Source organism: Bacillus sp. SD088, assembly GCF_017355205.1.
Lineage (GTDB): Bacteria > Bacillota > Bacilli > Bacillales > Bacillaceae_C > Lederbergia.
This window is the reverse complement of the sequence record NZ_JADIJK010000002.1, coordinates 17,944-31,820: the sequence shown is the minus strand read 5'-3', so window position 1 is coordinate 31,820 and position 13,877 is coordinate 17,944. Positions and strand designations below refer to the sequence as shown.

Here is a 13,877-nt window from a genome sequence, read left to right as displayed (position 1 = left end):
GGTTCAGGCCAACAAGATGTTGGTCACAAAGGCGTAGCGACGTACAGGACGTACTAGTGCAGGTGAAACGACAGGATGTCGTGCTTTGAACCTGCCGACAGGATGTCGCGATTTAGCCTTTGATCCTCTTCAATCAGTGGGGGATGAAAGAAAACCCCCACTGATTGAAGGTTCACTTTATTTCTCATTAAACTCTCATTTTCACCACAGCAGTTTTTCAGTTGATATATGTAAGATTAATAGTAGACAGAAAAGGAGAGGAAAGACGATGAAAACATTCATTTTATCTTTAGTAGGAGTACTAATGCTAGCAGGTGGTACTATAGGGGCAAAAGCTTTTCACACCCAACATAATAAGGAGCAAAAAGAGGAGAGTATGGCGACAGATGAATCGAGTGAAAATTCGACAATAAACTTCCCGGAAATTACTAGTCTAGAAGACAAAATTGATTTGGAGAAGTATCAAATAAAAATTGTTGAAGATCATGCAAATAAGCGGGTTTTATTGCTAGAGAATGAAGAGGGTCTTCCTATGTATAAAAGTATTTTAATAAAAAAGACAAAAAGGCATAAGGTTATTGATCTAAATGGAAGGGAACAAAACCGCATATCAATCTCCTAACAAGAAAACTCTGACACCTTTATCGGAAATAACGAAAGGTGTCAGAGTTTTTTTAATGAAGTATGGACAAGATTTATTTTTTTGTTTTCGGGTAATGGATGATAGAACCAAAATTGATTATATAGAGAAAGGGTCTTTCCGCCATGTTTGGATTTAAAGATTTAATTGGTGTAGTAATTTCTGCATTTATCATCTTACCTGTCGTTATTTTTCTTAGAGAAGCCGGGTATTTAATCGTAAGTGTAATATTTGGCGTGAGAAAGCCAAGATTAACGGTTGGTTCTGGACCCCGTATTTTTAAGGTAGGTATTTTTGATGTACGAAAATACTATCATCTATATAGCTGGTTTTCCTTTGATTCTGTAAAAAAGGAGAATAAATTTGTCTATGTTTGTATATATGCGGGTCCTATATTAATGAATCTCCTTATCGCAATGGTTATTAATGCTTTATTAGTGAACGGCATCTTATCCTCTCATCAAGATTTTTGGCAGAGATTTATTTTTTATGCTGTTTACTATATACTTTTCGACTCTGTCCCTATGATTACAATAAATGAGCGGCCTAATAACGGAATGATTATTTATGAAATGATTCGTTATGGCAAGCGTATCGATCATCATAAAGAACCATTTCTCCCGATGACTTCTAAAATAGAAGAACAATATCAACAACAACTGGAGCAGGCCAACAAGAAACGGGAAACATAAGGTTTTGGACAGGTGCTTACGCTTTCAAAGTTGTTTCTACTTCTGTTGATTCTGCTTTCTTGTAAATATAATCTTTTACTTCTTCCAAGGTTAGACCGATTTCTTTCGCTTGAACCATCAGACTGACCCACTCAGGATCCAACATTACCCTCACTCCCCACATGCACTTCTAGATAATGTAAAATCTTTTTTCTCTAAATTGTTCGCTGTTAAGGGACCAGAATGGGCGTGAAATGAGTTGGAAGATGCGACTCATTGATCACGGCTTTATCCGCATCGCCTTCAATAAGACATTTCGGCAGGCTAAATCATCTTCTGTCTTTTCTTATTCATAATTATAAACAAGGTAGGTTAAAGGGAAGTTAAAAGTCAGAAAAAAAAAGGGGATTTTAAAAAGAAAAAGACGCAAACAGGAATTGAGACCATGTTCACAGCCTTTTGTTCATTTCGGAGAGGAGAGTGAAAGTTTATAGCCAAACCCTCTGACAGTTTGAATATGTATTGGCTTTCTAGGATCACTTTCAATTTTTTTCCTTAGAGTGCTTAAATACACGAGTACAATTTTTAATTCTGCTTCTGATTCTATTCCCCAAATGGCATTAAATATTTGTTCAGCACTTATGACTTGGTTAGGGTGCTTGGCTAGGTAGAAAAGTAGCATTCTTTCCTTCGCAAATAACTCGATTTCACGTCCATTTTTGTAGACCGCTTTATTCTCTAAATTTAACGTCAGATCTCCGGTTTTAATCGTCGATTGGTAATAATGGAGGGAGCTTCTCCTAATATTCGCTTTTATTCTGGCAATAAGTTCGGATGGATCAAATGGCTTTATTATATAATCATCACACCCCAATTCAAATCCTTTCATAATCGTATCTCTTGTTTTTTCACCTGTGATAAAAATAAGGACTCCATCTGAAATTTCGCGATACCGGCGAGCGAGCTCGAATCCATTGTGGTCATGGAGGTGAATATCCAATAAAAGAACATCGGGGATATGTTTTTCCATCAAATATTGGCCATCTATTGCATTTAATGCGGAAAACACTGTGAATCCTTCCTTTTCCAAATATAAGCGCAAAATTTGGATGAGTGCTTCATCATCCTCAATCGTTAAGATTTTGACAGGATCCATACCTTGTTCTCCCCTTTTATATCATTCTATTCTCTTTAGTAGGTGTATATGTTCAAAGGATAAGTAAATTGCCCTATATTTCAACTATATCACATAAGCAACCGCTTTCTACACGATACTTATTAATGATTTCGTACTCCTTTTATAAAAAAACTTTGTCACATTAATAAATAAAAGTGTTATGATAGGACAAAAGGCGGATCATGTTGAGGGGAGAGAATGATGAGAAAGCAAGGTGTTTTATGTAAGCGCCTTTGTTGCGCCGATAAGAAATTAGCATGGTCTCCACTAGTTCGGAAGACTTACTCTCAGAGAGAGAAGATTCAACCATCGACTTACTCAACCCTTGTGTATTTTGCTATATGGGTACTATCATTCCTTTTTATCGTATCGATTTTTCCTTTAGCAACTGTAAAAGCCGATACAAAGGATGAAGTGAAGCAGGGTGTTCTGTTTATTCCTCAATCATTGGATGAGGAGATCCTAGATTTAAACGGAGAATGGGAATTTTATTGGGATAAGCTTTATACTCCTGAGGATTTACAAGACTTTTCCGTTCAACAAGAGGCTCAATTCGAGAAGGTGCCACTTACATGGAGTCATTACAGGCAAGGGAACGGGACATTACCGATTAAAGGATATGCTACCTATCGTTTACAACTTCAATTTACAGATAACGAGATTGGCAAGACAAAGGCATTGTATATTCCGAGTATTTCGTCAGCTTATACATTATGGATTGATGGTGAAGAAAGAGTATCCAAGGGACAGGTCGGAAAAAACAGATCAGATATGAAACCGAGTAGTGATACGGAAATTGTCTCATTTAAGGTTTCTTCTAATTCTGTAGAATTGGTTATGCAAATCTCTAACTACCATCAGCGAAAGTCTGGTATCACGGAGCCTATTCTAATCGGAGAACCGGAGCAGATTTACTCTTCCCAAGAAAAAAGACTGGTTTTTCGAACGCTTACGGTCGTTAGCTTGGTTATTATTGGCTTGTATCATGTTTCTTTATTTGCATTCCGAAGAAAGGAACCTTCGCTTATTTACTTCGGAATCGTCTGTATTGTGATAGCCATTCGGGCGATCCTACTTGAGCAAGGACTTGCTGCCTATATGTTGCCATTTTTGAACTGGGAAATAGCTCTTAAATTGGAGTATCTTGGTGCATCACTTGGGCCATTATTTATTTCCCTATTTACCTATACTCAGTTTTCAGAAGATATGAATCGGAACGTTCGTAATATCATTTTTACTGTCATGTCCTTATGGAGTGTTTTTATTATTGTTTCACCAGGCATTTGGTTTACAAAAATGATGTTACCATTGCAAATAATAATTATGCTCAATCTTATTTATTTGGCTTTTGTGTATATAAAAGCTGCCTGGAGAAGGCGCGAAGGATCATTCCTAAATACTTTTGCTATATCCATGCTTTCCCTTACCACCATCCATGATATTTTACTATTTAATAATCTTATTCAAACGATTGAGTTAGCTTCCGTCGGTCTACTTTGTTTTTTGTTTACCCAGTCTATTATTCTTTCCAAAAGATATTCCACCTCTGTGATGCGGACGGAAAAACTCACACAAGATTTGGTGATGCTGAACTCTTCATTGGAACAGCAAGTATATAAAAGAACACTTGAACTAGAGCAAACCAACAAAGAATTACAAAACGTTAATCAAAAATTAAATGAGATCCATCAATCAAGAAGTAAATGGATTCGAAATATTTCCCACGAAATATCGACACCTTTAACAAACATTCGAGCTTATACAAAAGGAATGTTAGATGGTGTGATTTCTAATGATCCAGAATATATTCAACATATCTATGATCAAAGTATATATTTATCGAAAATGTTACATGATCTTCACGATATGACGGATGTGGAGAATGGACAAATTCATTTTGATCTCAAAAAGGTGGATATCTTAGAGTATATGCGCAAGATTTTTCACAAGTATAAGCTGGATATTGAAAAGCAAGGGATCCAATTTCACTTTAAGCATTCTCTTCTTAATCAAAAGCCTTTATTTGTTCAAATGGACTCATTGAGAATGGAACAAGTGATGGTCAATTTAGTAAACAATGCTCGGCGTTTTGTAGGAGAAGATGGGGAAATTATCATTGAAATGGAACAAGAGGAAGAGGATTTAGTTAAGATTAAGGTGATCGATAATGGAGTAGGGTTAAAAGAGGGGATGTCTCACCTTGTATTTAATCGCTTTTATAAAGGAGGCCATCATGGGAAACCCCATAATGGCTCAGGGTTAGGGTTAGCCATCTCAAAAGAAATTGTAGAATACCACGGAGGTCAAATGGGGGTTCATAGTATAGAAGGAAAAGGGAGTTGTTTTTATTTTACACTACCATTATATAAAAATAGCTAAAAATGAACGAAAACAAAGTTATAGAAATCCCCTAAGTAAATGAAACTCAGGGGGATTTCCTTTGAACGGTTCCCTTTTCAATGACAATAAAGCATGTGCTATCAGGTAAGCGTACTGGCTGTTGTGAATCATCCGTTAAAAAGACTTTATCCAATAAATGTTCTTCATATCCTGCCTGCAAATAATGTTCAAAAAGAGTGATCTGTGCCCCCGCTCCAAGTGACTGTTGAATACATTCTTTGAATTCACTGGGGGTAAAATAACCGAATTGTTCTTGTACCTCATGTGGGTAGGATTCCTCTCCCCAGGTAAAAGTATATAAAAATTCCATACTATCATTCACAGGTAAAGAAACTGTTTGCTCATCCACCCATTTGTATTCGATCTTTCTCCCTTTGAAATCATGCACATAGCGATTGAAAAAGGCGATATCTATCTTATTTTTAAAATGGATGCAACGAAGTAGATTTTTTGGCTCCGTCATGATCCCATCCCGGATAATTATTCTGCCGTTCGGTCGTAACGCAAGAAATGCGCTTTGTAATGCTTGGCTAATGACGGCGGGATTAAACTTCTTTCCCTCATGAGGAATATAGGAAAACATTTCATGAAGTATAGACGAAAAGATAATGGTATCTACCTTGGCTTCACCGACATATTGTTGTAAATCGAGAGCATCACCTTGGAGAATTTCCCATCTTTTATGTTCACGTTGTTTTTTTCTTTCTAATTCGGCTACCACATTAGAGGAAATATCAATCCCTATCACTTTAGCTTCTGAAAAACGTGTTGAAAGCAAATCTAAAAGAAAACCTCCACCAGGTCCAATATCAAGCATCGTCTCTCCAACAGCATAATCCACCAGCTTTTTCTTGAAATCCTGGGCATGATTCATATCTGCAAGATAGCTTTCTTCATTTTGCAGACGGTCAAAAGCGTCTCTGCGAAATCCGAAGAAATCATAGAGCAAAATAATCGCCCGTTCATATAAAGGGTCTTTTTCTGCCTCTTGACAAAATTCAATGAGCTTTTCACCGGCTTTCGAGAAAGAAAAAGATACACCGATGAACTGGATATGGTCATCCGGGTCTATTTTTAGTGAAACATGCTGATTGATTGGGATGTCATGATCTAACAGCTCCTCAACCGATAATTCACTTAAATAGGCCTCAATAATTCGCTTTTTATAAAGGTTAACAGTTTTCTTCCCCTTATAATCATAATGGAGATCGCGCATTAAAGGTTCAAATGTAATATGACTGACAGTAAAGGAAGGAGAAGTGCGCATGAGTAAAAGGAAAATTTTTACAAATTCCTCAAGGGTAAAGGCAGATAAAGCCGATTCTACATACCATAGATCAACTTTATGAAAAAATAAGGATAGCCGTTCTTCTACTTTTTCATAATTAGAGATTCGCTGGATGTCCTTGTCAAAAGCTTCCCCGTTTAATATGGTATGCTGGCGCAGTTGTTTGAGCCGCTCTATAAATGACATCTCATGATCTTCTTCTCCAGCGATTAACCTCATTAACTTTTTTTCTTACGTTTTCCCATAAAGTTGGAGAAACAGCCTCGATTATACAGTGGTTTAAAGCAGTTAATAAAGCCTTCATTGTCGAAGGAGGAATGATTTGTAGGCGGATGAGTTGAACAAGCGGCTGCATCCGCTGAAAGCGGACTTCCCCGCGAATATATTGCCCAACCAATCCATGTGTTTGAATCAATGTATAGATCCATTCTTCTTCTATAAAATTTCTCTCCGAAATCGGTTTTTCCATTTGCTGAGCAGCATAAATTTTAGCAGAAGCTAAATTATGGATTGCTAATGGGTATCCCGCTTCTATCCAATTTTTTCGCGTCGACTTGGAGCCGCATTTTGCTACTTCACACCATTTTAGAACTTCCTCAAGAATTTGGTTGTTCTCCTGGGGCAAGCTTAGTTGATTCAAAATTTGCAAGGTACGCTCCGTGTAGTGTAAGACAGGGTGGTCCCCAATTTCTGCTAGAGAAGCCACTTGTTCTAAGTTGACACTTTTTTGCTCGGTTTGATAAAGAAACGCTAGCCAATTTTGATGGCGAAGCACGCTTTTATCTCCATATTTCAGCTGTTGAATGGCTTGCAATGACTCCAGCATGTTTTTATGTCCTTTCTCAAAACAGTTTTTTTAACTGTATCAAACCTTCCAGCGATTAAAAAATAGGGAGGAGGTCCTAATTGTGTGATAGGCCATATATAGAGGAATATCATGAAAAAAAAAGTGCCTGGCTCCCGTTCGACAAAGTTCGGGGAGTGCCAGGCACTATACTATAATTTAAATTGCTGGACTAGCTCGTGCAGCTCTTCTGCCATTTGTGCTAAAGCGGTTGATGAGCCTCGAATTTCTTCCATGGATGCTAGTTGTTCTTCTGTAGAGGCCGACATGTTTTGGGCTTCAGCAGAAGTAGTGTCTGCTACGCTTGCTACTTCCTTAAATGTATGTGTGAATTGTTCTGTGCCCGTAGCTACTTGTTGTATATTTGTTGTGATTTGTGCCATTTGAGCTGTCATTTTTTGCACATACTGAGTGATCGTATTAAAAGATGAGTGAGCATTTTCCACTACATGAATCCCTTTATCTACTTCATTTGTTCCTGATTCCATCATGCTGACAGTTTGCTGAACTTCCTGTTGGATCGTGCTTATGAGTTTTCGAATTTCCTCAGTTGAGCTTGCAGATTGTTCCGCTAGCTTTTTAACCTCGGAAGCGACAACCGCAAAGCCTTTTCCGTGTTCCCCAGCTCTAGCCGCTTCGATGGCTGCATTCAATGCTAATAAATTCGTTTGCTCTGCAATATCTGTAATTACATTAACAATCTGGCTAATTTGTTGGGAACGGTTATTAAGTAGTTTCACACTCGTTGATAATTCACTCACTGTATTTTGAATATAGCTCATTTGTCCAATGGATGTCTCAATATCTTGTTTCCCCGCTTCAATAATTGGTTGTGTTTGGGTGACAGAATGGGCGACTTCATCTGAAGCCTTCGCGATATGGGAAATAGACTGGGATACACTTCCTGCCATTTGTGAGCTTTGATCAATTCGACTGGTTTGACTTTCAATTTCGGCCGCCACTTCTTGGATAGAGGCAGAAATCTGCTCGGTTGCCAATGTGTTTTGCTCTGTACTGGCATTTAATTGTTCAGAGGCGGCAGCAAGATTACTAGATTGCTCACGAACTTGGGAAATAACTTGATGGAGATGGGTACGCATTTTATTGAATGCCTCCGCTAATTGTCCTAATTCATCGCCGCTTTTTAAAACAACATTTTCACTAAGATTTCCGCGGCTAATCTCTGTAGCTGCTGTCACAAGCGTGTTGATCGGTTTGTTGATCGAACGAATGATAAAGACAATTGCAATGGCAGAGAGAATGATTGAAATAAGAATCACAAAGACCGTTGTTCTAAAAATTGACTGAACAGCTTGATCTACTTCATTTTGGTACATTGTACCATTAATTTTCCATCCTGTTACTTCACTTGTTGTAAAGGCTAGCTGTTTCTTATCCCCTTCCAGTGCATAAGAAAAATGACCAGATTGGCTCTTATAAATCTTTTTAAAAAAGTCCTCTGTCGCTTCCGAACCAGCCTCGCTTGTTGGATGACTAATAAAATGGCTTGCTGTATCTAACAGGAAAACATAACCTTCACTTCCGATACTAACTTGGTTAATCATTTCTGTCAGACTTTCAAGCTTTAAATTGACGGCTGCAACTCCCTTGCCATCAGCGGTTGACTTAGCTAATGTTACAACCATTTGATTAGATGACTGGGAAACATATGGTTCTGTAATGATCACTTCTGTTGGGTGATCTATGGCTTGTTGATACCAAGGCCGTTCCCGTGGATCATAGTCTGGAGGATTTTCGAAAGTCGTTGGAGCATTCATAAATTCTCCAGTTTCTGTTCCTACATAGGTTTGTTCAACATCCTCTGTTGAGGCTTGAAACTTATCCAGTACTTGCCTAGTTTGGGCGTGATCGCCAGAAATTATTTCTCCTGCAACAAACGTGTTGGCTAAATAATTGACGTTTTCCATTTGTTTCTCTATAAACTGATCAACAGAATGGCTAACAGTATCCACATTGTCTTGAGCCGTGCCAAGGATCTGCTTTTCAATATTACTTTTAGAACTTTCATAGGCTGTAATGGCAATAGTGAGACTGGGGATGATTAAAACCAGTGCAAAGGCTATTGCTAATTTGTCCCGTATTTTAAACGTCATGCGTGTATTTTTCTTCTTGCTCATAAAACTCCTCCTTTTTTGCTATTAGGATTTTACTAGTAATCAATCCGGACAATGTAGTATATCGACACGTTTTTAACTTTTTAAAATGGATTTATCAATGGAATGGTTTACAAATACTAAAGATTATTAATTAAAAATAATTTCCATTTTCCTTATCCGGATGATTGGATTATAATAGAGATATTGAGGCCAACAGGATGTTGGTCAGAACGGTGTTGCGCCAGGATGGCGCGAATTTAGCCGTTCATCCTTATATAAAAATTTGTACGTCGCTAAACGGGCGTTTGCGCTTTTCTAAAAGAGTCATGGGAACAAAACTTCTTTCATCTGGGCAGAAGTTTTTTTCGTGGTTTAGGAAAAGTAAACACCAGATAAAGCTGGTGATTTTTCTTTTAGAAAGAAGGATTTATTTGGAGACAATGAAGGAAAAGTTATGGACCAAGCAATATATATTAGTGATCAGCATGACAATCCTCTTTTTTCTTAGTATGCAATCGCTATTAGGTGGATTCCCCATTTATGTAGCAAACATGACGCAAGATCCAGCGAGCGGAGGATTAATGACAACAGCCTTTATGCTTGCAGCGGTTTTATCCCGCCCCTTTATTGGCGTGATCATACCTAAAATTAATATGAAGCAATGGTTAATCAGATCGATTCTGTTTACGGTTGCGATGGTTGTGTTAAGTTATTTTACGACGTCGCTTGGATTACTAATTCTATTACGTGTGATGCAAGGGATCGGATTTGGTTTTATTACAACACTGTTTGCTACTTTGGCTACAAATTTAATTCCCTCGCCACGACTGGGAGAGGGGATTGGTTACTTTGGTATGTCGACAAGTATTGGCTCTACATTAGGACCGATGATGGCCATTTTGATGATCCACTCATTCTCATTTAAGACTGTTTTAGTATTCTCATTTCTTATGCTTGTACTCGTTTGGCTTGCAAGCTATTGGGTTAAAAGTCCACCGATTCTTGTGAAAGCGAATGATGAGCCAAAAGCCTCTATTATGCAAGCGGCTTTTGATCGAAAAGCCTTTTTACCGTGCTTTCTCGTTATGTTGTTTTATATTACGTTTGCCGGTGTCGTCAATTTTCTTGATGGTCTTGGAGAAGTATCAGGTTTAGGTGGGCAAACTTCGATTTTCTTCTTGTTCATTGCCATTATGCTTGTAGCAACCCGGCCATTCTCAGGCATTATCTTTGATCGCTTTGGGCATAAGTATCTTATATATCCTGCTAGCTTTGCAGCGATAATTGGGTTGGTTCTCCTTGCAAAAACGGGAAGTATGTATACTCTAGTCTTCGCAGGAATCTTTTATGGATTTGCTTATGGTGTAATGCAACCAACCTTCCAGGCTTGGGCTGTGAGTCAAGTTTCTCCAGAAAAGAAAGCGACAGCTAACGCCATGTCTTTAAGCTTTATGGATTTAGGGCAAGCGATTGGAGCCTTTGCTTTAGGGCGTACTGCAGGGATTATTGGTTATCATTCGATGTATGGCGTAGCCGCTATCACAATTGCGGTATTATTAGTGATTTATCTCTCCATTCACCTAGTGATCAATAAGAAGCGTAGGCAGATATTAAACCAAGAACAGGCCGATGTTGTCTAGTTTATTTTGTAAATGAGAATTTAGTTTCAAGCTGTGAAAAAAAACAGCCTTACTAGGGCAGGGATGATTGTGTACGATTGCTGTTTTTATTCTGAAAAATGTTTTCCCTACCTATATTAATATGAGATATTATTGCTTTTTGGGAAATGATACAGTATTAAGGAAGAGAAAGAAAATTGACTTTTCGATTATAGATTAATATGCTAAGATATGTACGTAAAATCAATATTAAATAATATTTATTATAAAACAAGACTGCCACCAGCAGGGGTCATACGAACGATTACACCGGGTTAAAATATCCATAACATTTCGTTATGTGTCATAGAAACGAGGTATAACACGATGTCTACAACGGATAAAAAAAGAGTCATTGTTCAAGAATTAATCGATCGCTTTGGTGATGAACTAGGGATTGAGAAACAAGTACAGAAATCTGAGAATTATATGGAAGCGATGCGCGACCTCATTGAGCTTTGCGGAGATGATCCAGATCGGGAAGGCTTAGAAGAGACACCATTTCGAGTGTTGAAGGCCTTTCTTGAGTATACAGAGGGGAATCGAGAAGATCCGAAACACCATTTGGAAAAAGTCTTTGATGTGGAGCATGATGGATTAATCATGGTCAAGGATATTGAATTCCATTCTATGTGTGAACATCATTTTGCTCCTTTTTTTGGAGTTGCTCATATTGCCTATATTCCAAGTGAAAAAATTACGGGATTATCTAAGATTGCTCGTATGGTAGATGGTTATGCCAAACGTTTCCAAGTGCAGGAGCGATTATCCAACCAAATTGTGGATGCGATGCAGGAAGTCCTTCAACCACAAGGAGCGATGGTTGTGATTGAAGCGAAACATATGTGTATGTGTGGACGTGGTGTTAAGAAGTCAGATGCCATGACGGTGACCACAGCCACAAGGGGAGTCTTTGCTGAGAATCCTGATTTGCGGAAGGAATTCATGTCTCTACTTGATAAGTAATTTATCCCGCATGAAGGACAGTAATACCCTATGAAGTTTCACTTTAAAGATTTTGGAATAAAGCCTTACTGGGGGAGCATAAGAATTCAGTAAAATGTGAGTTTGGGGTGGATTCGTTGAAGCATGCAATGATTACAGCAGGCTCTAAAGGGATTGGAAGAAAGGTCACAGAACACTTTCTAAAAAAAGGTTGCTCTGTGACAATAAATTACCGGAGTGATATAGCAAGAGTCGAACAATTGCAGGAAGAATGGAAAGAGTATAAAGACCGAATTCAATTTCTTCAAGGGGATGTCACAAAAAAATCCGATATTACCCGAATGGTGGAAGAAACAATGAATCAGTTTGGGCGCATCGACTATCTTATTCACAATGCGGGGCCCTATATCTTTGAACGGAAAAAATTAATTGATTATGAAGACCATGAATGGTATGAAATGATTGAGGGGAATTTAAGTTCAGTGTTCCATTTTTCCAAACTTGTGCTCCCAATTATGAGGCAGCAGCAATTTGGCAGAATGGTGACGTATGGCTTCCAAGATGCTGAGCAAAGTCCTGGCTGGATTTACCGATCTGCCTATAGTGCGGCGAAAGTCGGGCTTGTTTCATTAACCAAGTCGATTGCCATTGAAGAAGCAGGAACCGGAATTACAGCGAATATGATTTGTCCTGGAGACATTACCGGGGAAATGAAGGAAGCGACTATTGAAAGTGCAAGACAAATAAAAGATCAAGAGACACCTGTGGGTCGTTCAGGCACAGGCGAGGACATCGCCAGATTAATTGGATTTATTTGTGAAGACGACTCCGATATGATTACGGGAAGTGTCTTTTCTGCTACTGGTGGAATAGAAGTGATACATCGTCATCGAAATTAGACCAATTTTCGACTTGGTTTACAGGAGAAATATAAAGCAGTTTGGAAGAAAAGGCTGCCCAATAAGTCTTCAACAACGAAAAAAGAAAAAGGGCGGGACAAAAGTGTTCTCATTCAAGAATTCCCGCTCCGGAAACATACTTTGCTAAGATAATGCGTTGTTCGCCTTGGGAGCGTAACGTTTTAATTATGTCCCAGACTGTTTTTTTATTTGTAAATAAACGCTAAGAAAATCGCCAAAACGGCGACATGCCTGCAGGAATAGCATCAGCTGAAGATCCCAGACCTGCGGCAAGGGAGCCTTTTTTGGCGATTTTGATCTTTAAGACAGCCCCATTTCTTTATCAAGATGTCCTTATCTATCCGTTGTTGCTATTTTTCTTCCTAAAGAGTGGGTTAGTCTGGATAAGTCATTACAATGACACCATCCATGTTATTCCTTGAAATTTATCAAAATCAGAGGTTTTAGCACTTAAAAGGATAATCGGCATTGTTACTCTGCGCAGATTTGATCAGCTGCTCAAGTCCATCTGATGCCTTTTTGGTCAGATAACCTTCTTTTTGTAAATGGCTCTCAATTAAATTGGGAATTTCTCGTTCATCATCTGCGATTAAAATAGCAGGCTTCATCATGATACCAATCTCCTGTATTTCACTCACCTTCATATTGACCATTTCTATAGAGATAGACAACAGAAAAACACTTGACCCGGAATGAATCAAGTGTGAAAGAGAAAAATTAATCGATCGCTTTTAAAAAAACAACTTCATCTTGTGTGATATAGTTGGATTTGGTATATGTTCGGATAGCTCCAACATTCTTCGCACCTGTTAAAATTTTTATTTCCTTCACTCCATGGGCACACAACCTCTTCTCTAAAAATTCTAGCAGAGAAGTGGCAATCCCTTTGTGTCTAGCTATTTCCTTTACATACATTTCGGTTATTTCTCCAAATAGATCTTCATAACAAAAGGAGGTGGATATTTGCGCACAGGCAAATCCTACTAACCTGTTATTCCTGACTGCTACAGCCACTAACTCACTATTTTTCATAAGGCTTTCTGAAATTTTTAAAATGGGCCTTCTAGCGCCACCATTAAATTCCTGATTGAGAATGGAAAGTTCTTCAGCATCATTTGCAGTGGCTAATCTTATCTCTACTGTCATTGGCTACACCTTCCATTTTAGAATCTATCATATCCGAGGATATAGCTCCGCTTATAAAGCGTTACCTTGAA

The 13,877-nt window shown here is 38.3% G+C and carries 12 protein-coding genes and 1 pseudogene; 6 read left to right on the top strand and 7 right to left on the bottom strand.

Going from position 1 to position 13,877, the window contains the following annotated elements; translation table 11 throughout:
* Nucleotides 1-268 precede the first annotated feature (268 nt).
* Both IPU53_RS01975 and IPU53_RS01970 read left to right on the top strand, forming a co-directional pair.
* Nucleotides 269-622 carry a hypothetical protein gene (locus IPU53_RS01975; protein WP_207447030.1) on the top strand — a complete coding sequence of 118 codons (354 nt, stop codon included), beginning with the start codon at nucleotides 269-271 and terminating at the stop codon, nucleotides 620-622.
* A gap of 143 nt (nucleotides 623-765) precedes the next feature.
* Nucleotides 766-1,332, top strand: coding sequence for a hypothetical protein (locus IPU53_RS01970; RefSeq protein ID WP_207447028.1), 567 nt, complete (start codon nucleotides 766-768; stop codon nucleotides 1,330-1,332).
* 16 nt (nucleotides 1,333-1,348) lie between these two features.
* On the opposite strand, the gene IPU53_RS01965 is transcribed toward IPU53_RS01970, so the two are convergent.
* Together IPU53_RS01965 and IPU53_RS01960 are read right to left on the bottom strand one after the other, a co-directional pair.
* Entirely contained in the window at nucleotides 1,349-1,477 is a 129-nt protein-coding gene (locus IPU53_RS01965) for an anti-repressor SinI family protein (protein ID WP_242698008.1), read from the bottom strand.
* A 297-nt stretch (nucleotides 1,478-1,774) separates the two neighbouring features.
* Nucleotides 1,775-2,467, bottom strand: coding sequence for a response regulator transcription factor (locus IPU53_RS01960; RefSeq protein WP_207447024.1), 693 nt, complete (start codon nucleotides 2,465-2,467; stop codon nucleotides 1,775-1,777).
* Nucleotides 2,468-2,686: 219 nt separating this feature from the next.
* Between IPU53_RS01960 and IPU53_RS01955 the strand changes: the two genes are divergently transcribed.
* On the top strand, nucleotides 2,687-4,867 hold the full coding sequence (locus tag IPU53_RS01955; protein WP_207447022.1) for a sensor histidine kinase: 2,181 nt from the start codon (nucleotides 2,687-2,689) through the stop codon (nucleotides 4,865-4,867).
* Between the two features lie 46 nt (nucleotides 4,868-4,913).
* Here IPU53_RS01955 and IPU53_RS01950 read toward each other — a convergent pair whose 3' ends face one another.
* The 3 genes from IPU53_RS01950 to IPU53_RS01945 form a co-directional block, all read right to left on the bottom strand.
* Nucleotides 4,914-6,395: a class I SAM-dependent methyltransferase gene (locus IPU53_RS01950; protein WP_242698007.1), complete on the bottom strand. Its 1,482-nt coding sequence runs from the start codon at nucleotides 6,393-6,395 to the stop codon at nucleotides 4,914-4,916.
* The gene (locus IPU53_RS24775) at nucleotides 6,364-7,002 is read right to left on the bottom strand and encodes a hypothetical protein (RefSeq protein WP_242698006.1); all 639 of its coding nucleotides are present in this window, start codon (nucleotides 7,000-7,002) and stop codon (nucleotides 6,364-6,366) included. Before IPU53_RS24775 ends, IPU53_RS01950 begins: the two co-directional genes overlap by 32 nt.
* A 170-nt stretch (nucleotides 7,003-7,172) precedes the next feature.
* Nucleotides 7,173-9,158 (bottom strand): methyl-accepting chemotaxis protein, encoded by a 1,986-nt coding sequence (locus IPU53_RS01945; protein ID WP_207447020.1) that lies wholly within the window; start codon nucleotides 9,156-9,158, stop codon nucleotides 7,173-7,175.
* A gap of 419 nt (nucleotides 9,159-9,577) precedes the next feature.
* On the opposite strand from IPU53_RS01945, the gene IPU53_RS01940 reads away from it, so the two are divergent.
* From IPU53_RS01940 to IPU53_RS01930, 3 genes are all read left to right on the top strand, one after another.
* Nucleotides 9,578-10,777 (top strand): MFS transporter, encoded by a 1,200-nt coding sequence (locus tag IPU53_RS01940; RefSeq protein ID WP_242698026.1) that lies wholly within the window; start codon nucleotides 9,578-9,580, stop codon nucleotides 10,775-10,777.
* 345 nt (nucleotides 10,778-11,122) lie between these two features.
* Nucleotides 11,123-11,761 carry a GTP cyclohydrolase I FolE gene (gene folE / locus IPU53_RS01935; RefSeq protein WP_207447016.1) on the top strand — a complete coding sequence of 213 codons (639 nt, stop codon included), beginning with the start codon at nucleotides 11,123-11,125 and terminating at the stop codon, nucleotides 11,759-11,761.
* A 116-nt stretch (nucleotides 11,762-11,877) separates the two neighbouring features.
* The gene (locus tag IPU53_RS01930; protein WP_207447014.1) at nucleotides 11,878-12,639 is read left to right on the top strand and encodes an SDR family oxidoreductase; all 762 of its coding nucleotides are present in this window, start codon (nucleotides 11,878-11,880) and stop codon (nucleotides 12,637-12,639) included.
* Between the two features lie 524 nt (nucleotides 12,640-13,163).
* On the opposite strand, the pseudogene IPU53_RS25535 reads toward IPU53_RS01930, so the two are convergent.
* Both IPU53_RS25535 and IPU53_RS01920 read right to left on the bottom strand, forming a co-directional pair.
* Nucleotides 13,164-13,271 (bottom strand): annotated as a pseudogene (locus IPU53_RS25535) (DNA-binding response regulator); the annotation flags it as partial.
* A 106-nt stretch (nucleotides 13,272-13,377) separates the two neighbouring features.
* On the bottom strand, nucleotides 13,378-13,806 hold the full coding sequence (locus IPU53_RS01920; protein ID WP_207447010.1) for a GNAT family N-acetyltransferase: 429 nt from the start codon (nucleotides 13,804-13,806) through the stop codon (nucleotides 13,378-13,380).
* Between the last annotated feature and the right edge of the window lie 71 nt (nucleotides 13,807-13,877).

Bases quoted from the DNA above. Each gene is read 5' to 3' on its own strand.
- IPU53_RS01975 (WP_207447030.1), top strand. From the start codon at position 269: ATGAAAACATTCATTTTATCTTTAGTAGGAGTACTAATGCTAGCAGGT.
- IPU53_RS01970 (WP_207447028.1), top strand. From the start codon at position 766: ATGTTTGGATTTAAAGATTTAATTGGTGTAGTAATTTCTGCATTTATC.
- IPU53_RS01965 (WP_242698008.1), bottom strand. From the start codon at position 1,477: ATGTTGGATCCTGAGTGGGTCAGTCTGATGGTTCAAGCGAAAGAAATC.
- IPU53_RS01960 (WP_207447024.1), bottom strand. From the start codon at position 2,467: ATGGATCCTGTCAAAATCTTAACGATTGAGGATGATGAAGCACTCATC.
- IPU53_RS01955 (WP_207447022.1), top strand. From the start codon at position 2,687: ATGATGAGAAAGCAAGGTGTTTTATGTAAGCGCCTTTGTTGCGCCGAT.
- IPU53_RS01950 (WP_242698007.1), bottom strand. From the start codon at position 6,395: ATGAGGTTAATCGCTGGAGAAGAAGATCATGAGATGTCATTTATAGAG.
- IPU53_RS24775 (WP_242698006.1), bottom strand. From the start codon at position 7,002: ATGCTGGAGTCATTGCAAGCCATTCAACAGCTGAAATATGGAGATAAA.
- IPU53_RS01945 (WP_207447020.1), bottom strand. From the start codon at position 9,158: ATGAGCAAGAAGAAAAATACACGCATGACGTTTAAAATACGGGACAAA.
- IPU53_RS01940 (WP_242698026.1), top strand. From the start codon at position 9,578: ATGAAGGAAAAGTTATGGACCAAGCAATATATATTAGTGATCAGCATG.
- folE (WP_207447016.1), top strand. From the start codon at position 11,123: ATGTCTACAACGGATAAAAAAAGAGTCATTGTTCAAGAATTAATCGAT.
- IPU53_RS01920 (WP_207447010.1), bottom strand. From the start codon at position 13,806: ATGACAGTAGAGATAAGATTAGCCACTGCAAATGATGCTGAAGAACTT.